This window comes from Paroceanicella profunda (assembly GCF_005887635.2).
Taxonomy (GTDB): Bacteria; Pseudomonadota; Alphaproteobacteria; order Rhodobacterales; family Rhodobacteraceae; genus Paroceanicella; species Paroceanicella profunda.
On the sequence record NZ_CP040819.1, the window covers coordinates 57,047 to 72,781 of the forward strand.

At 70.6% G+C, this 15,735-nt stretch carries 17 protein-coding genes; 14 read left to right on the plus strand and 3 right to left on the minus strand.

Features of this window, described 5'->3' with window-relative positions; genetic code table 11:
* The first annotated feature begins 142 nt into the window (after window positions 1-142).
* The gene (locus tag FDP22_RS18280; protein WP_138573917.1) at window positions 143-595 is read left to right on the plus strand and encodes a GFA family protein; all 453 of its coding nucleotides are present in this window, start codon (window positions 143-145) and stop codon (window positions 593-595) included.
* 224 nt (window positions 596-819) lie between these two features.
* Here the strand turns inward: FDP22_RS18280 and FDP22_RS18285 are convergent, their stop codons facing one another.
* Window positions 820-1,773, minus strand: coding sequence for a sensor domain-containing diguanylate cyclase (locus FDP22_RS18285; RefSeq protein ID WP_239031980.1), 954 nt, complete (start codon window positions 1,771-1,773; stop codon window positions 820-822).
* Window positions 1,774-2,133: 360 nt separating this feature from the next.
* Here FDP22_RS18285 and FDP22_RS18290 point away from each other — a divergent pair, with 360 nt between their 5' ends.
* The 7 genes from FDP22_RS18290 to FDP22_RS18320 all read left to right on the plus strand — a co-directional run bounded on the left by FDP22_RS18290 (window position 2,134) and on the right by FDP22_RS18320 (window position 8,710).
* On the plus strand, window positions 2,134-2,856 hold the full coding sequence (locus FDP22_RS18290; protein WP_170317792.1) for a GntR family transcriptional regulator: 723 nt from the start codon (window positions 2,134-2,136) through the stop codon (window positions 2,854-2,856).
* Complete coding sequence (locus FDP22_RS18295; RefSeq protein WP_138573911.1) at window positions 2,853-4,391, plus strand: xylulokinase; 1,539 nt, start codon at window positions 2,853-2,855, stop codon at window positions 4,389-4,391. Before FDP22_RS18290 ends, FDP22_RS18295 begins: the two co-directional genes overlap by 4 nt.
* 16 nt (window positions 4,392-4,407) lie before the next feature.
* A complete protein-coding gene (locus tag FDP22_RS18300) occupies window positions 4,408-5,208 on the plus strand; it encodes a BtpA/SgcQ family protein (RefSeq protein WP_138573909.1) in 801 nt (266 codons plus the stop codon).
* On the plus strand, window positions 5,205-5,996 hold the full coding sequence (locus tag FDP22_RS18305; RefSeq protein ID WP_138573907.1) for an SDR family NAD(P)-dependent oxidoreductase: 792 nt from the start codon (window positions 5,205-5,207) through the stop codon (window positions 5,994-5,996). The genes FDP22_RS18300 and FDP22_RS18305 overlap by 4 nt, the downstream gene beginning before the upstream one ends.
* The gene (locus FDP22_RS18310; RefSeq protein WP_138573905.1) at window positions 5,993-6,928 is read left to right on the plus strand and encodes an ABC transporter permease; all 936 of its coding nucleotides are present in this window, start codon (window positions 5,993-5,995) and stop codon (window positions 6,926-6,928) included. The genes FDP22_RS18305 and FDP22_RS18310 overlap by 4 nt, the downstream gene beginning before the upstream one ends.
* A gap of 65 nt (window positions 6,929-6,993) precedes the next feature.
* Window positions 6,994-7,929 (plus strand): sugar ABC transporter substrate-binding protein, encoded by a 936-nt coding sequence (locus FDP22_RS18315; RefSeq protein ID WP_138573903.1) that lies wholly within the window; start codon window positions 6,994-6,996, stop codon window positions 7,927-7,929.
* A 25-nt stretch (window positions 7,930-7,954) separates the two neighbouring features.
* Window positions 7,955-8,710, plus strand: a complete 756-nt coding sequence (locus tag FDP22_RS18320) for an ATP-binding cassette domain-containing protein (RefSeq protein WP_138573901.1) — start codon at window positions 7,955-7,957, stop codon at window positions 8,708-8,710.
* Window positions 8,711-8,830: 120 nt separating this feature from the next.
* Here the strand turns inward: FDP22_RS18320 and FDP22_RS18325 are convergent, their stop codons facing one another.
* On the minus strand, window positions 8,831-9,757 hold the full coding sequence (locus tag FDP22_RS18325; protein WP_138573899.1) for a hydrogen peroxide-inducible genes activator: 927 nt from the start codon (window positions 9,755-9,757) through the stop codon (window positions 8,831-8,833).
* A 160-nt stretch (window positions 9,758-9,917) separates the two neighbouring features.
* Between FDP22_RS18325 and FDP22_RS18330 the strand changes: the two genes are divergently transcribed.
* Entirely contained in the window at window positions 9,918-10,469 is a 552-nt protein-coding gene (locus FDP22_RS18330) for a peroxiredoxin (RefSeq protein ID WP_138573897.1), read from the plus strand.
* A 128-nt stretch (window positions 10,470-10,597) separates the two neighbouring features.
* Window positions 10,598-11,122 carry an alkylhydroperoxidase, AhpD family gene (gene ahpD, locus FDP22_RS18335; RefSeq protein WP_138573895.1) on the plus strand — a complete coding sequence of 175 codons (525 nt, stop codon included), beginning with the start codon at window positions 10,598-10,600 and terminating at the stop codon, window positions 11,120-11,122.
* Between the two features lie 58 nt (window positions 11,123-11,180).
* On the opposite strand, the gene FDP22_RS18340 is transcribed toward ahpD, so the two are convergent.
* On the minus strand, window positions 11,181-11,807 hold the full coding sequence (locus FDP22_RS18340) for a TetR/AcrR family transcriptional regulator (protein WP_138573894.1): 627 nt from the start codon (window positions 11,805-11,807) through the stop codon (window positions 11,181-11,183).
* A 126-nt stretch (window positions 11,808-11,933) separates the two neighbouring features.
* Between FDP22_RS18340 and FDP22_RS18345 the strand changes: the two genes are divergently transcribed.
* Genes FDP22_RS18345 through FDP22_RS25290 form a run of 4 tightly spaced genes read left to right on the plus strand, consistent with a single transcriptional unit; the run spans window position 11,934 to window position 15,733 of the window.
* Window positions 11,934-13,007 carry an extracellular solute-binding protein gene (locus tag FDP22_RS18345; protein ID WP_138573892.1) on the plus strand — a complete coding sequence of 358 codons (1,074 nt, stop codon included), beginning with the start codon at window positions 11,934-11,936 and terminating at the stop codon, window positions 13,005-13,007.
* Window positions 13,008-13,014: 7 nt separating this feature from the next.
* Window positions 13,015-13,875, plus strand: a complete 861-nt coding sequence (locus FDP22_RS18350; RefSeq protein ID WP_138573890.1) for an ABC transporter permease — start codon at window positions 13,015-13,017, stop codon at window positions 13,873-13,875.
* On the plus strand, window positions 13,875-14,660 hold the full coding sequence (locus FDP22_RS18355; RefSeq protein ID WP_138573888.1) for an ABC transporter permease: 786 nt from the start codon (window positions 13,875-13,877) through the stop codon (window positions 14,658-14,660). The genes FDP22_RS18350 and FDP22_RS18355 overlap by 1 nt, the downstream gene beginning before the upstream one ends.
* Window positions 14,657-15,733 (plus strand): ABC transporter ATP-binding protein, encoded by a 1,077-nt coding sequence (locus tag FDP22_RS25290; protein WP_138573886.1) that lies wholly within the window; start codon window positions 14,657-14,659, stop codon window positions 15,731-15,733. Before FDP22_RS18355 ends, FDP22_RS25290 begins: the two co-directional genes overlap by 4 nt.
* The last annotated feature ends 2 nt before the right edge of the window (window positions 15,734-15,735 follow it).

Genomic DNA, 15,735 nt, shown 5'->3' on the forward strand with positions numbered 1-15,735 from the left:
GCATCGGCCACGGCATCGCGGCGGCGGCGGACCTTCGCCGGAGGATCCGTGGGGCCTGAAGCGCGGACGCTTCCGCCGCTGATTGCGGCGGACTGAACATCCGTTGTCGTTCGCGAAACCATCGAAAAGCAGGAGACCGGAAATGGCCCGACCCCGGCCCCCGTTTGAGGGCTCCTGCCTCCGTGGTGCCGTACGGGTCGGGGCAACCGTGGCCCCTCTCCTGACCTTCGCCTGCCACTGCCGGGACTGCCGGAAACTGTCCGCGAGCGCGTCCGCGCTCACCGCCGTTTTCCCGGGCGACAGTTCTTCCTGCATCGGAGACTTGACCGAGGGCGGCCTGTTTTCCAGTGGACGAAGGCATGTCTTCTGCAGGTCATGCCTGAATTTCATCTGTTCGCCGATTGCTGGCGCCGACCAGCGCATCAACCTGCGCACGTCGATACTGAACGATGCCGCACCGTTCGGGCCGTTCGTCGCATTGAGGACCGGCGAGAAGCTGCCCTGGGCGCATGGTCCCGCTGGTCACAGCTTCTCGCAATATCCTGCCGGCCCGGACGACCTGCAGGCGCTCATGAACCGCTGTGCGGATCAGTGACCTCCGATCGCAGGCCACCCCCGGTGTGACGTGGACCAACCGGTATCGCCTGCTCCGGTGGATGGGGAGGCCGGCACGCACCGTTCGGGGTTGGTCCCTGCACCGGGCACGAATGCTGCCTGACCTGCCTGCACGCGATCCGGGCGGGCGGCGCGACGCGATGGCCCGGATCGGCGGACATCCGGTACGGTGCGGGGGCGCAGGTCAGCCAGGGGGCTCGCCGCTCACAGGACGCAGCGGTTTCGGCCTCCGCGTTTCGCGCGGTAAAGGCAGACGTCTGCGGCGGCAAGCCATTGCGCGGCCGAGGTGAAATCCGGCTGGCAGCGGGCGAGGCCGAAGCTGGCGGTGATCGCGACGCCCGGCGCGTCGGGCACCCGCATCTGCGCCACGGCGGTGCGCAGGCGTTCGGCGATGGCGAAGGCCTCCTGCGCGCTGTCCTGGCGCAGCAGCACGCCGAACTCCTCACCGCCCAGCCGGCCGATCGTGTCGCCCCGGCGCAGCCCGGTGTCCACCGTCGCGCAGAGGGCCGCGAGCACCGCGTCGCCCGCGCCATGGCCATGCGTGTCGTTCACCGCCTTGAAATGGTCGATGTCGAGCAGCACCAGCCAGGACGGCGGCCCGCCCCGGGCGGCATCGGACAGCGCGAGGTCCAGCTGCTCCTCGAAGGCGCGGCGGGTGCGCGTGCCGGTGAGACTGTCGCGCGCCGCGATGAGGCGCAGCTCCATCTGCGCCACCACCAGGTCCGCGAACCCGTGCAGGATGGCGATCTGCTCGCCGGAGAACCGGACCGGCCGGGTGTCGATGACGCAGAGCGCGCCGACGTTGTACCCGTCCGGGCTCTGCAGCGGCGCGCCGAGATAGGCGCGGATGCCCGGCGGCCCGACGACCATCGGGTGGTCGGCAAAGCGCCGGTCGCAGAACGTGTCCTCGATCACCAGGGCCTCGCGGCTGCGGATGGTGTGCTGGCAGAAGGTGATTTCGCGGGGCATCTCGGACGGCTCGGTGCCCTGGCAGGACTTGCACCACTGCCGGTCGCTGTCGATCAGGTTCATCAGCACCATGGGCGCGTGATAGATGGTGCGGACCAGCGCGGTGATCTGCTCGAACCCGGCCTCCGGCAGGGTGTCGAGAATCCGGTAGCGGTGCAGGGCCGCCAGGCGCGCGGGTTCGTCGAGCAATGTCGTATCGGTTGACAGGGCGTCCCTCCTCCGTTCCTCCCGGACCGGCGCGGGCACACCGGGCATCGTTCCTGGCGCGGTCCGCTGCAGGGCAGTCGGACAGTCGCGCCGGAGGGCATATCACACGACCAGTGCCCGAACTGTAAACCGCCCTGTCAACGGCTGACAACTCTGTGCGGCGCCGCAGCCGCCGCGCCACCCCGCCGGGGAACCGCTCGTCCGGCCCAGCCGATACAGGCGGTATCCGGAGGCATCCGGAAATATCCATGCGTTTCAACACAGTGAGCGCGCATTTTCCCCCCACTTGCCTCTATGCATGTATTTGACTGTTGTCACAGGATGAAGCGGCAAGGAGGCCCCATGACGCGGCTGTATCTCAAACTCGCCGAACAGCTCAGGGCGGAATTCCGCTCCGGCGCGCTGCGTGACGGCGACGCGGTGCCCTCGGAGGCCCAGCTCCGCCAGGCCTATGGCGTGAGCCGCACCACGGTGCGCGCCGCCCTCGCCCTGCTGGAGGAGGAGCGGCTGATCGAGCGGCGCCAGGGGGTGGGGGCCTTCTACCGCTCCGGGCGCATCGCCAAGCACCTGTCGCGCGAGCTAGATTTCCACACCGAGGGCCGGGCGCATGGCCAGAGCCCGGCCACCCGGGCGCTCGCCTTCGCCGCGCGGCCTGCCAGCCTGTCCGAGCGCACGGTGTTCGGGCCGGAGGCGCGGGGCGGCGTGGTGGAACTGCGCCGGCTGCGCCTGCTCAACGGCACGCCCAGCGTGTACCAGACCTCCGTGCTCTGCCACCCCGGGCTGGAGGCACTGGCGCGGCCCGATTTCGAGAACGTGTCCATGTACCGCCTGCTGGAGCGCCGCTTCGGCCTCAGGATGACCGACATGCAGGAGACGCTGGAGGCCGCGGTGGCGAGCCCGGAGGTGGCGCGCATCCTTGGCATCGAGCCCGGCGCGCCGCTGTTCAACACCAACCGCATCGCGCGCGATGCCGCGGGGCGGGTGGTGGAACTCTCCCACAACGCCGTGCGGGCCGACCGCTACTATTTCACCTTCGAAGGCTCGATCGCGGAGTTCGCCCGATGACCGCCGACCGTTCCGCTCCCCGCCCCTGCGCGCCCGGCCATGTCCTGTGCCTGGACCTCGGCGGGTCCTCGCTGAAGGCCGGACTGTTCGACCCGGACGGCCGGCAGGCCGCGCTCGCCGCCGTTCCCGTCTCCTTCGAGGAGGACAGGGCCGGGCGCTCCGAGCAGGACCCCGGCCAATGGTGGCGCGCGCTCGCGCTGGCGGTGGAGGACCTCGCCGCCCGGCCGGACTGGCCCGGCCCCCCGGCCTGCATCGCGATCTGCGGCTTCACCCGCACCCAGGTGTTCCTGGGGCGGGACGGCCGCGCGGTGCGCCCGGCGATCAGCTTCCGCGATTCCCGCGCGCTCGGCCCGGCGCAGGCCGCCCTCGCGCGGCCCGACGTCCGGGCGCATGCGGATGCGGGCGATCTCAACCCCTTCCACCCGCTGGCCCGGCTGCTGTGGCTCGCCCATCATGAGCGCGAGGCCTGGGAGCAGGTGCGCCTGGTGGTGGAGCCGAAGGACTACCTGAACCTGCGCCTCACCGGGCAGGCCGCCTCGGACCCGATCTCGCTGCACTGGCTGGCCCGGGCGATGGCCGGCGGCGCGGCCTCGCTCGCCGCGGCCTGCGGCCTCACGCCCGGGCGGCTGCCGCCGGTGGTGCCGGCGGGCGGCATCGTGGGGCGGGTGCAGCCGGGCCTGCCGGGCGCGCTCGGCGGCCTTGCCGGGGTGCCGGTGGCCCAGGCCTCGACCGACACCTGGACGGCCGTGGCCGGGCTGGGCGGGCTGCGCGCCGGGCGGGCCTACTGCATCTCGGGCACCTCCGAGGTGGTGGGGCTGATGGCGGCCACGCCGGGGCGCGCCGAGGGGCTCATCACCATGGAATGGGGCGAAGGGCTGTGGCAGATCGGCGGGCCGGGGCAGAACGGCGCCGCGCTGCTGCCCTGGATCACCGACCTGCTCTCGCCGGGCCCCGCGCCCTTCGCCGAGCGGCTGGAGCGGCTGCTCGCCGCGCGGCCCTGCGGCAAGCCGCTCCTCTTCGCGCCCTGGCTGAACGGCGAGCGCACCCCCTACTGGGACCGCGACCTGCGCGGCGCCTTCCTCGGCCTCACGCCGGAGCACGGGGCCGGCGACATGGTGCGCGCGGTGATGGAGGGCGTGGCGCTGGCGAACCGCGACGTGCTCTCGCGCGCGGAGGCGGCGGCCGGGCAGGAGGCGGGAGACTTCCGCATCGCCGGCGGCGGCGCGCGCTCCGCGCTCTGGAACCGCATCCGCGCCGACATGCTGGGGCGCAGGGTGGTGGCCTCCGCCGACGCGGAGCTGGGCCTGCTCGGCTGCCTTGCGGTGGCGCGCGTGGCCCTGGGGCAGGCGCCGGACTTCGCCGCCGCCGCCGACGCCCTCCCGCGCGCCACCGAGAGTTTCGCGCCCGACCCCGCCCGCCGGGCGCGGGCCGACGCGCTGTTCAGGACCTACCGCGAGGCACGCGACGCGCTTGCCCGCGCCTCCCACGCGCTGGCCGCCATCGGCCGCGAGGATTTCAGTGACCCTTCAGAATGAGGAGCCGGGGCCAGACATGAAGACCCTGTTCGAAAGCCGCTACAACACGCCGAAATTCCTGATCGGCATGGTCCACACCCTCGCCCTGCCGGGCGCGCCGCTCTACGACCGCACCGGCGGCATGCGCCGGATCGTGGCCCAGGCGAAGGCCGAGGCCCGCATCCTGCGCGACGCCGGCTTCCACTCGGTGATGTACTGCAACGAATCCGACATGCCCTACGAGAGCGTGATGCAGCCCCAGACCATCGCCGCCATGACCGAGGTGATCGCCGAGGCGCAGGACGGGCTGGGCCTGCCGCATGGCGTGAACATGCTCATCGACCCCGTGGCCTCGGTGGCCATCGCCCATGCCACGGGGGGCGAGTTCGTGCGCTGCTTCCTCACCGGCTCCTACGTGGGTGACCTCGGCGCCGTGGTGCCGGACGGGGCGCGCGCCCTGCGCCTGCGCGCCGAGCTTGCCGCGGAGAACATCGCGCTCATCTGCAACGTGACCCCCGGCTTTTCCATCAACCTCGACACGCGGCCGGTGCCGAACGCCGCCTCCGGCGCCGTGTTCCTCGGGCTGGCCGACGCGGTCTGCGTCTCCGGCCCCGCCGCGGGGGTGGAGGCCGATCTCGCCGCCATCGAGGCGGTGGCCGCGAAGGTGCCGGACACGCCGGTCGTCGTCGGCACCGGGGTGTCGGCTCAGAACATCAACCGGCTCGCCACCGCGGCGGATGCCTTCATCATCGGCACCTCGATCAAGATCGACCAGCAGACGCTGAACGCCGTCGACCCCGCCCGGGCCGACGCCCTCGTGCGGGCCATGGCGGCATGAGCGGGCCGGTCTGCCTCGTCACCGGCGCGGGGGGCGGCATCGGGCGCGCGAGCCTCGCCGCCCTCATCGAGGGCGGCTGGCGCATCGCCGCCACCGACCGCCCCGGCGCGGAGTTCGCGCAAGGCGACGCCCTCGCCTTCTTCCCGGCCGACCTTGCCGACCCCGCGGCGCCCGAGGCGGTGGTGGAAGCGGTGCTGGCGCGGTTCGGCCGGCTCGACGGGCTGCTGCACTGCGCCGGCACCTCCCATGTCGCCGCCTTCCCCGAGCAGGACGATGCGGGCTGGGACCGGGTGATCGACATCAACCTCTCCGCCGCCCACCGGGTGGCGCGGGCGGTGGGCCGGCACCTCATCGCCCAGGGCACCGGCGGGGCGGTGGTGATGATCTCCTCGCTCGCCTGGATGAGCGGCGGGGCGAACCCGGCCTACGGGGCGGCGAAGGGCGGGGTGAACACCCTCGTCTTCAACATGGCCCAGGCGCTGGGGCCGCACGGGGTGCGGGTGAATGCCATCGCCCCCGGCATCATCGCCACCGAGATGGTGCGCGGCGCCTTCCCGGGCGAGAAATTCGCCCGGCTGGAGCGCGCCGCCTCCGCCCGCACGCCGCTGCGCCGGCTCGGCCGGGCCGAGGACGTGGCCGATGTCGCCGCCTTCCTGATGTCGGAAAGGGCGGGATTCGTGACCGGCAGCGTGATACCGGTGACCGGGGGGCTGGAACTGGTGCCGCCGATCGGCATGATCGAGGACGGGTCCGGCGCGACGCGTGCGGGCGAGGGGAGTTCGGGGTGAAAGCGGTCATCGGGAAATACGGCACGGCGCTGGCCGGGCTGGCGGTGCTGATCGTGCTGGTGATCTTCGCGCGCAACTTCGCCTCGGTGGCGAACCTCACCAACGTGCTGAAGCAGACCAGCTTTCTGGCCATCCTCGCGGTGGGGTTCACCTTCGCGCTGATCACCTCCGAGCTGGACCTGTCCTTCGCCAACATCTGCTCGCTGGCGGCGGTGGTCTGCGGCGGGATGATCCATGGCGGCATCGCCTGGCCGCTCGCGGTGCTGGCGGCGCTGGCCGTCGGCACGGCCGGGGGGCTGCTGAACGGGCTCATCGTCACCCGCGCCAAGGTGCCCTCGCTCATCACCACGCTGGGCACGGCCTCGGTGGCGAACGGCATCGCCTTCATGCTCACCGGCGGCGTGGCCTTCGTGGGGCGGTGGGACGCTGGATTCCTCGCCCTCGGGCGCTCCAGCATCGCCGGCGTTCCGGTGCTGATCTTCTTCATGGCCGCCGTGGTGGCGCTCGGCTGGCTGGTCAGCCGGCAGACCCGCATGGGCCGCCACATGCAGGCCACCGGCGAGGCCGAGGAGGCCGCGCGCCGCGCCGGCATCGCCACGCGGCGGATGAAGGTGATCGGGCTCAGCCTCTCGGGCATCACCGCCGGCATCGCCGCGGTGCTGCTGGTGGCGAGCCTCTCCTCCGCCGCGCCGCAGATGGCGGGGGACTACCTGCTCAACGGCATCGCCGCGGTGCTGCTGGGCATGACCATGTACGACCCCGGCCGCCCCAACATCGCCGGGACATTCACCGGCGCGCTGATCATCGCGGTGCTGGGCAACGGGCTCGTGCTGCTGGGCGCACCCTATTACCTTCAGGATATCGTGCTGGGCGTGATCGTGATCGGCTCGGTGAGCCTCTCGGCCAGCGTGCTCAAGAAGGCGGCCCTCTGAAGGCCGCCCCTGCCCGGGGAAACCACCGGGGCCCGGGCCCCACCGACAACAAGGAGGTCACCACAATGTTCAGAACCTGTGCCGCGGCAGCGGTTGCGATCGTCACGGCCTTTTCGGCCAATGCGTTCGAGGTGGGCGTCGTCGCCTTCCAGATGTCCTCGGAAACCCATGCCCGCGTGGCCAACGCGGTGGAGGCCGCGGCCAAGGAGAAGGGCTGGGACGTGACCGTGCTCAACTCCAACGGCGCCCTGCCCACCCATGCCGAGCAGATCGAGAACCTGATCCAGCGCGGGGTGGACGGCATCATCCTCGCCATGTCGAAGCCGGTGGAGTTCGACGCCCAGTTCGCCGAGGCGAAGGAGGCGGGCATCCCCCTCATCACCGTGATGAGCGGGGCGAGCCCCAACGCGCTCTTCGACGTGCAGGTGAACGAGTATTCCGTGGGCGCGCAGGCCGCCCTCTACCTGCTGGGCGAGATCGGCTACGAGGGCAAGATCCTCACCGAGCGGTTCGAATCCAACGTGGGCACGCGCATCCGCGGCAAGGTGCTGGACGTGGTGCTGTCCGAGAACACCGCCGTCACCGTGGCGGGCAGCCATTCCATGGCCCGCACCAGCTCCTGGCGCGATGACGTGCGCGCCGGCATGCAGGCGCTGATGTTGCAGAACGCGGGCGATTACAAGGGCATCTGGGCCTCCTTCGACGGCCAGGCCTTCGTGATCGACGACCTTCTCGCCGCCGAGGGCAAGCAGAAGGGCGACGTGGCGCTGGTGTCCATCGACGGCGGGCAGGAGGCGTTCCGGCGCATCGCGGACCCGGCCTCGCTGCTGCAGGCCACCGTCGCCATCCCCTTCGAGCAAATGGGTCGGGCCGCGGTGGACGCGATGGAGAAGATCGCCGTGGAGGGCCAGCCGAAGGAGGCCATCACCGCCGGCCCCTACCTCTACCAGGACGCGGTGCTGGTGGACGCTTCCAACGTCGACCAGTTCCTCGGCGAATGACGCGCGGGGGCGAGGGAGAGTGACCATGGACCCGATCCTGACCGTGCGCGCCGCGGCCAAGTCCTACGGCGCGGTGACGGCGCTGCGCGGCGCCGACCTCACCGTGGCGCGCGGCGAGGTGCACGCCGTGTGCGGCGACAACGGCGCCGGCAAGTCCACGCTGATCAAGCTCGTCTCGGGGGTGGAGACACCCACCTCCGGGGAGATCGTGGTGAAGGGCCGCCCCGTGCGCTTCGCCACGCCGCATGACGCGCTGGCGGCGGGGATCGCGACCATCCACCAGGATCTCGGCCTCGCCCCGCGCATGACCATCGCCGAGAACATCTTCATGGGCTCCGAGCTGACCACCCGCCGGCTCGGGCTGCCGCTGCTCGACCATCGGCGCATGAAGGAGATGGCGCGGGGCTATCTCGGCCGGCTGAACTCCCGCCTCGCCGACATGGACCAGCCGGTGGAGCGGCTCTCCGGCGGCCAGCGCCAGGCGGTGGCCATCTCCCGCGCGCTGCGCTGGGACGCGGAGATCATCATCATGGACGAGCCCACCGCCGCCCTCGGCGTGCGCGAGACCGCCCAGGTGCTGGACCTCATCCGCAGCCTGCGCGCCAGCGGCGTGACCGTGATCCTCATCAGCCATGACATGAACGACGTGGTGCGCGTGGCGGACACGGTGACCATCCTCGCCGGCGGCCGCACCGCGCGCGTGCTGCGCGCCGGGGAGGTGGACGGCCCGGGCCTCGCCAACCTGATCATGCACGCGGGCGCCGAACCCGAGCCGGCCTGACCCGCCGCAGGCGGGCCCCGCCTGGCGGACCGGGCGCCTCTCCGCACCCGCGGCGCACCGTTTCCGGTGTGCCGCGCGGTGGCCGCGCCGCCCCCCGCCCGGCGGGAAGGCGGCCGGGGTTCACTCCGCGGCGGCGGCACCGTCGCTGCCGGGCAGGCAATGCCGGCGGATGTGCTCGGCCAGGGCGAGGTAGTCGGAGCGCCGGTAGCTGCGCGCCCGCCAGGCCACCACGAGACGGCGCGCCGCGCTGGGGCTCTCGTAGCGCACCAGCGTGATGCCGGTGCCCGAGACCGCCCCCGCATCCACCGCGATGCGCGGCAGCAGGGTGATGCCCGTGCCGAAATCCACCAGCTGCACCAGGGTCATGATGGAGGCGGCGCGCACGTCATGCTCGTCCACCAGCCCGTCCCGGCCGAGGGCGGTGAGCACATGCTCGCGCAGGCAGTGCCCCTGGTCGAGCAGGAGCAGCCGGTCGGAGGCGAGGTCGGCGAGCGTCAGGGCGGCGCGGCCCGACAGCGGATGGCGCGGCGGCAGGGCCACGAGGAACGGGTCCTCCGCCACGGCGGTGTATTCGAACTCCTCCACCGAGGGCATGTGGGCGATGAAGGCGGCGTCCAGCCGCCCGGCGCGGATCTCGGCCAGCAGCGATTGCGTGAGCCCCTCGCGCACCGAGAGCGACAGGTCGGGATGCGCCGCGCGCAGGCTGCGCAGCAGCTTGGGCAGCACGAAGGGCGCCACGGAGGGGATCATCCCCAGCCGCAGCCGGGTAGTGAGCGGGCGGGCCGAGCGGGCCGCGTATTCCGGCAGCTCGCCCACCTGGGCGATGATGTCGCGCGCGCGCTCCACCACCGTCTCGCCGAAGGGCAGCAACTGCATGCGCCGGCCGGACCGGTCCATCAGCGGGGCGCCCAGTTCCTCCTCCAGCCCGCGGATCGCGGCGCTCAGCGTGGACTGGGTGATGCCGGCCCGCGCCGCGGCGGCGCCGAAATTTCCCGTCTCCGCGAGGGTGACGAGATAGTGCAGGTGGCGCAGGTTCACGTTCAGCATGGCGGACCAATCCCATCGATTAAACCGAAGTTGCACTTTGGTATAATCGGTTTGACCTAAGCATTCGAGGCTCTTATTAAATTCCCAAGGTCGGCAGACTCACAGGGTCCCGAGGGAATGGCCGGCCGCCCGGAACCCCTGGAATTGCAAGGATATCAACATGCTCGGAATTGGCGAAAAACTCCCCGCGTTCACCGTCATGGGTGTGAAGCCCGGCTTCAACAACCATGAGGAAAACGGTGTCTCGGCCTTCGAGGAAATCACCGAGAAGAGCTTCGAGGGCAAGTGGAAGGTTATCTTCTTCTACCCGAAGGACTTCACCTTCGTCTGCCCCACCGAGATCGCCGAGTTCGCCCGCCTGAACGAGGAATTCGAGGACCGTGACTGCGTGGTCATGGGCGGCTCCACCGACAACGAGTTCTGCAAGCTGGCCTGGCGCCGGTCGCACCCGGACCTGGACAAGCTGCCGATGTGGTCCTTCGCGGACACCACCGGCGCGCTGGTCGACGGGCTGGGCATCCGCTCGCCCGAGGGCGTGGCCTACCGCTACACCTTCATCGTGGACCAGGACAACACCATCCAGCACGTCTACGCGAACAACCTCAACGTGGGCCGCGCCCCGAAGGACACGCTGCGCGTTCTCGACGCGCTGCAGACCGACGAGCTGTGCCCCTGCAACCGCGAAGTGGGCGGCCAGACCCTGGCTGCCTGATCGCCGATCAGTTGTGACGTGACGCGGAAAGGCGGGCTTGCGGGTCCGCCTTTTCGTTACGCCGACCATATCCGCGGCCGCCGGCCTCCGCACGGCTTCCCGGCCGCCAAACGACAGGACCGACCGACATGACCATCGATGCCCTGAAGGGCGAGATCCCCGCCTTCGCCAAGGACGTGCGCCTCAACCTCTCCTCCATGGGGAACGACGAAACCCTGACCCCGGCGCAGAAATACGGGCTGATGGTGGCCTGCGGCATCGCCTCGCGCAACGCGACCGTGGCAAAGGCGCTGCTGGCCGAGGCCGAGGGCAAGGTGGACGCCGCGACCATTGACGCCGCGAAGGCCGCCGCCGCCATCATGGGCATGAACAACGTCTACTACCGCTTCGTGCACCTGGCCACGAACAAGGAATACAAGAGCATGCCGGCGAAGCTGCGCATGAACATCCTGGCCAACCCGGGCGTGGACAAGGTGGATTTCGAGCTCTGGTCGCTCGCCGTCTCCGCCATGAACGGCTGCGGCATGTGCATCGACGCGCATGAGGACGTGCTGCGCAAGGCAGGTGTCACCTCCGAGACCATTCAGACCGCGGTGCGCTACGGCGCCATCGTGGCCTCCGCCGCCGTGGCGGTGGAAGCCGGCGCGCTCTGAAGCCACCCCGCGCTGCCGCGCCCCGGGCCTGCCCCGGGGCCTCGCCGCGCCCCCCCGCTCAGCCGGACGGGGGCGCGGAGATCATCGCCGCGAGCGGGCGGGTCTGCCGCTCCACCGCCGCCAGCAGCGTTTCCATGCTCATCGCCTCATCCTTGGTGAACTCGATGAACATCATGTTGAGGTTGTTGAAGATCACCTCTCCCACCGCCTGCGGGTCCAGCCCGTCGCGCACAAGGCCGCGCGCCTGCAGCCCGGCGATCATCGCGCAGACCTGAATGGAGAGCCGGCGGTCCAGCGCGGTGTAGTGCCGGCTGAACGGCGTCTCCGGCGCGCGGATCGACACCGCCATCGCCGTGCGCCACATCTCCTTGCTCAGGTAGGTGAGCGAGTGCTCGAAATAGCCGCGGATCAGCGCGAGAATCGCCTCCGGAACCCCGGCGGGCGGGTCCGCCACCAGCGCGTCACCGGCCTCCAGCACCTCCTCAACCTCCATGGAGACCGTCTCCAGCAGGATATCTCCCTTGTTCGCGAAGTAGTTGTAAAAGGTGCCGACGGAGACGCCGGCGCGCTCCGCGATGTCCTCGATGCGGGCATGATCATAGCCGGAGCGGCGGAACAGCGCGCCCGCCGCCTGCAGGATCCGCCGCCGGCGGTCCGCCTTCTGTCTCTCCCTCAGGCCGGCCATGCACGCTCCACAGAAAACTGAATGGATTACAAAGTTAGCATTGACTGAAGGAAATCCGCAATCCAGTCTTGCGGGCAAGCGGGCCGGAGAGCCTGCTCTCCCCGGTCCCAGCAAGGAGTGATTGCCATGCCCTGTTTCCGCCTGTCTCGCGCGCCCGCTCGGGTTGCCGCCGCTCTCGCCGCCGCTGCCGCCTTCGCCGGACCGGCCCTGGCCGAGGGGGAGCTGAACGCCCTCATCTGGTGCGACCACGCGGACCCCGCGCTGCTCGAGCCCTTCGAGAAGGCGCATGACGTGAAGGTGAACGTGAAGGAATACGAGGGCACCGGCGCCGCCCTCGCCATCCTCGACCAGTCCCGCCCGGGCGACTGGGACGTGATGGTGGTCGACGGGGTGGACGTGCCGCGGCTGGTGGGGCTCGACCTGCTCGCCCCGCTGCCCGCCGAGGCCCTGCCGATGGACGACATCTTCCCCGAAGTGAGGATGGAGGACAGCAACGCCGCGGACGGCACCTTCTACGCCGCCACCGAGAAGTTCGGCTACAACACCATCTCCTACAACAAGGCGAAGGTGGACCCGGAGGACATGAAGGACCTCACCATGATGTGGTCCGACAAATATGCCGGGCGCATCGCGATCTACGATTACTACCTGCCCATCGAGGGGCTGGTGGCGCTCGGGCTCGGCATTCCCACCGCCGAGCTCTCCTCCGCCGACATGCCGGCCATCCGCGACAAGCTCTTCGAGATGAAGAAGGTGGCCCGCTCCGTGGGCGAGGTGGTCTCCTCGCAGACCGCGCTTGCCACCGGGGAGGTCGACATCCTCATCGGCGGCGGCGAATGGGTGACGGCCGTGCTCGCGCAGGAGAACCCGGACCTCGACTGGGTGGTGCCCGAGCAGGGCGCGCTTCGCTGGGCCCAGTCCATCGCGGTGATGAAAGGCGCGGCCAACCCGGAAATGGCGCTGGAATTCGTGAAATACATCCTCAGCCCGGAGGGGCAGGCGCGGCTCGCCACCTCCTCCTGCTACTGGGGCATGCCCGCGAACGCGAAGGCGGGCGAGGTGCTCACCCCTGAGCAGAAGACGGCGCTGCGCTGGGACGACCAGCCCGCCTATCTCGCCAACACCCAGCTCTACCCGGTGCCGGACGAGGATCTCGACATCGAGATGCAGGACGCCTGGACCGAGATGCTGCAGCAGTGAGCCGGGCATGAGCGACAGCATCGAGCGGCGCGCGCGCAGGCGGGCCTGGGGGCTGGTGCTCCCGGGCCTCGCCTGGACCGGGCTGTTCTTCCTCCTGCCCTTCGCGGTGATGGTGGTGACCAGCTTCGCCCGCCGCGAGGGCCGCGAGATCGTGCTGGCCTGGAGCCTGCAGAACTACGTCGATTTCGTGGAAAAGAGCTTCCTCCTGCGCGGGCTCGTCGTGTCGCTGGAGATCACCGCGCTGGTGGTGGTGATCTCGGTGCTGCTCGCCTACCCGCTGGCCTGGATCATCGCCGAGCGGGTGCCCGCGCGCTGGCAGCGCACGGCGCTCATCCTCGCGGTGCTGCCGTTCTGGACCTCCTACGTGGTGCGCTCCTACGCCTGGGTGTTGCTGCTGTCTCGCAATGGCGTGGTGAATGACGCGCTCCTCTCCCTCGGCCTTGTCTCCGAGCCGCTGGAGATGGCGAGCACGCGCTTTGCCACCGTCACCGGCTTCGTGCATTTCTTCGTCATGCTGCTCACGCTCACCATCTACGCCAATCTCGTGCAGCTCGCGCCCAACCTGAAGCGCGCGGCGGCCGACCTTGGCGCCAACGGCTGGCAGACTTTCCGCCACGTGGTGCTGCCGCTTACCCGGCCGGGCATCATGGTGGGGGCCTTCCTCACCTTCGTGCTCTGCATCGGGGATTACATCACCCCGCAGATCCTCGGCGGCAACAACGAGCTGGTGCTGCCGCAGGTGATCATGCTGCAGCTCGGCCGGCGGGCGGATTTCCCCATGGCGGCAGCGCTGTCGCTGGTGCTGATGGCGGTGGTCACCCTCGTCTACATCGCCGTGGCGCGCTGGATGAAGATGGAGCGCACGTGATGCGCCCCCTCCTGCGGGCGCTGCCCTGGCTCTATCTCGCGCTGCTCTACACCTTCATCTTCCTGCCGGTGGTGGTGCTGGTGCTGTTCTCCTTCCAGGACGGCCGGCTGCCGGTGCCGCCCTTCCAGGGGGCCACGCTGCGCTGGTACGGCGAGGTGCTCTCCGACAGCCGGCTGATGGCGGCGCTGGGAAATTCCTTCCTCGTGGCGCTCGGCTCCTCCGCGCTCTCGGTGCTGCTGGGCTTTCTCGCCGCCTGCGGCCTCGCGCGATACCATTTGCCGGGCTCGGCGCTGCTGCGCGGGGTGCTCATCGCGCCGATGACGGTGAGCTATCTCATCATCGCGCTCGGCCTGCTCTCCACGCTGAACGCCGCCGGTCTGCCGCTCTCGCTCTGGACCGTGGGCGCAGGCCATGTGGTGATCAACCTGCCGCTGTGCTTTGCCATCATCTATGCCTCGTTGGGAGGCCACCAGGTGAGCATGGAGCGCGCCGCGCGCGACCTCGGCGCGCCGGAGTGGAAGGTGATGTGGCTCGTCACCGCGCCGATGCTGATGCCCGCGCTGCTCGCGGCCTTCTTCCTCTCCGTCACCTTCAGCTGGGACGAGTTCATCATCGCCTTCCTGCTGTCGCGCTTCGATGTCACCCTGCCGGTGGAGATCTGGAGCCTGCTGCGCTCCGGCCTCAGCCCGAAGACCAACGCCATCGGCAGCCTCGTCTTCCTCGTCTCCGTAGCACTGCTGCTGGTGCTGGAGGTGACCGTGTTCCGAAAGGCAGGCCGCCGATGACCGCCCCCGTCTCCGTCCGCGGCGTGAGCCGCTTCTACGGCGAGGCCGCGGCGCTGGCCGATGTCTCGCTGGAGATCGCCGCGGGCGAGTTCATCGTGCTGCTCGGGCCATCGGGCTGCGGCAAGACCACGCTGCTTTCCATCCTCGGCGGCTTCGTCTCGCCCTCGGCGGGGCAGGTGTTCATCGGCGGGCGCGACATGGGCGGCCTGCCGCCGGCGAAGCGCCCCACCACCACCATGTTCCAGGACTACGCGCTCTTCCCCCACATGAGCCTCATCGACAACGTGGGCTTCGGCCTGCGCATGCGCGGCCAGCCCCGCCGGGCGCGCGATGCGAGGGCGCTGGAGTGCCTGGACATGGTCGGCCTCTCCGCCTCGGCGAAGCGCCGCCCGCACGAGCTCTCCGGCGGCCAGCGCCAGCGCGTGGCCCTCGCCCGCGCACTTGCGGTCGACCCCGACGTGCTCCTGCTCGACGAGCCGCTCGGCGCCCTCGACCTCGGCCTGCGCCGCCAGATGCAGGAGGAGCTGAAGGCGATCCAGAAGCGGGTCGGCACCACCTTCATCCATGTCACCCATGACCAGGAGGAGGCGATGGCCATCGCCGACCGGATCGTGGTGATGAATGCTGGAAAAGTCGAGGATTTCGCCACCCCGGCCGAGATCTACCTGCGCCCGCGCAGCCTGTTCTCCGCCGGGTTCATGGGGGAGTGCAACTTCCTTCCCGCCCGGGTGGAGGGGCCGGCGGGGCAGGGGGCGCTGGCGCTCACCGGCCCTTCGGGCCCCCTCACCCTGCCCGACGCGGCCTTCCTCGGCCCCGCCCCCGCGCCTGGCGCGGAGGTGACGCTCTGCATCCGGCCGGAGCATCTCGGCCCCGGGCCCGGCGGCATCCCGCTGGGGGAGGGGCGCATCGAGCGGCTGGCCTTCCTCGGCGCCCACACCCGGGCGGTGGTCGCGGGCGCGGCGGGCCCGCTCATCGCCGCCCTGCCGCAGACATCGCCGGCGCGCGAGGGCGACAGCATCGCCCTCTGGGCCGCCCCCGAGGCCCTCGTCGCCCTTCCCGCAGCAGGAGACTGACC

What these genes read in the sequence shown, in the direction of transcription:
- FDP22_RS18280 (WP_138573917.1), top strand. Translation starts at nt 143, where the DNA reads ATGGCCCGACCCCGGCCCCCGTTTGAGGGCTCCTGCCTCCGTGGTGCC.
- FDP22_RS18290 (WP_170317792.1), top strand. Translation starts at nt 2,134, where the DNA reads ATGACGCGGCTGTATCTCAAACTCGCCGAACAGCTCAGGGCGGAATTC.
- FDP22_RS18295 (WP_138573911.1), top strand. Translation starts at nt 2,853, where the DNA reads ATGACCGCCGACCGTTCCGCTCCCCGCCCCTGCGCGCCCGGCCATGTC.
- FDP22_RS18300 (WP_138573909.1), top strand. Translation starts at nt 4,408, where the DNA reads ATGAAGACCCTGTTCGAAAGCCGCTACAACACGCCGAAATTCCTGATC.
- FDP22_RS18305 (WP_138573907.1), top strand. Translation starts at nt 5,205, where the DNA reads ATGAGCGGGCCGGTCTGCCTCGTCACCGGCGCGGGGGGCGGCATCGGG.
- FDP22_RS18315 (WP_138573903.1), top strand. Translation starts at nt 6,994, where the DNA reads ATGTTCAGAACCTGTGCCGCGGCAGCGGTTGCGATCGTCACGGCCTTT.
- FDP22_RS18320 (WP_138573901.1), top strand. Translation starts at nt 7,955, where the DNA reads ATGGACCCGATCCTGACCGTGCGCGCCGCGGCCAAGTCCTACGGCGCG.
- FDP22_RS18325 (WP_138573899.1), bottom strand. Translation starts at nt 9,757, where the DNA reads ATGCTGAACGTGAACCTGCGCCACCTGCACTATCTCGTCACCCTCGCG.
- FDP22_RS18330 (WP_138573897.1), top strand. Translation starts at nt 9,918, where the DNA reads ATGCTCGGAATTGGCGAAAAACTCCCCGCGTTCACCGTCATGGGTGTG.
- ahpD (WP_138573895.1), top strand. Translation starts at nt 10,598, where the DNA reads ATGACCATCGATGCCCTGAAGGGCGAGATCCCCGCCTTCGCCAAGGAC.
- FDP22_RS18340 (WP_138573894.1), bottom strand. Translation starts at nt 11,807, where the DNA reads ATGGCCGGCCTGAGGGAGAGACAGAAGGCGGACCGCCGGCGGCGGATC.
- FDP22_RS18345 (WP_138573892.1), top strand. Translation starts at nt 11,934, where the DNA reads ATGCCCTGTTTCCGCCTGTCTCGCGCGCCCGCTCGGGTTGCCGCCGCT.
- FDP22_RS18350 (WP_138573890.1), top strand. Translation starts at nt 13,015, where the DNA reads ATGAGCGACAGCATCGAGCGGCGCGCGCGCAGGCGGGCCTGGGGGCTG.
- FDP22_RS18355 (WP_138573888.1), top strand. Translation starts at nt 13,875, where the DNA reads ATGCGCCCCCTCCTGCGGGCGCTGCCCTGGCTCTATCTCGCGCTGCTC.
- FDP22_RS25290 (WP_138573886.1), top strand. Translation starts at nt 14,657, where the DNA reads ATGACCGCCCCCGTCTCCGTCCGCGGCGTGAGCCGCTTCTACGGCGAG.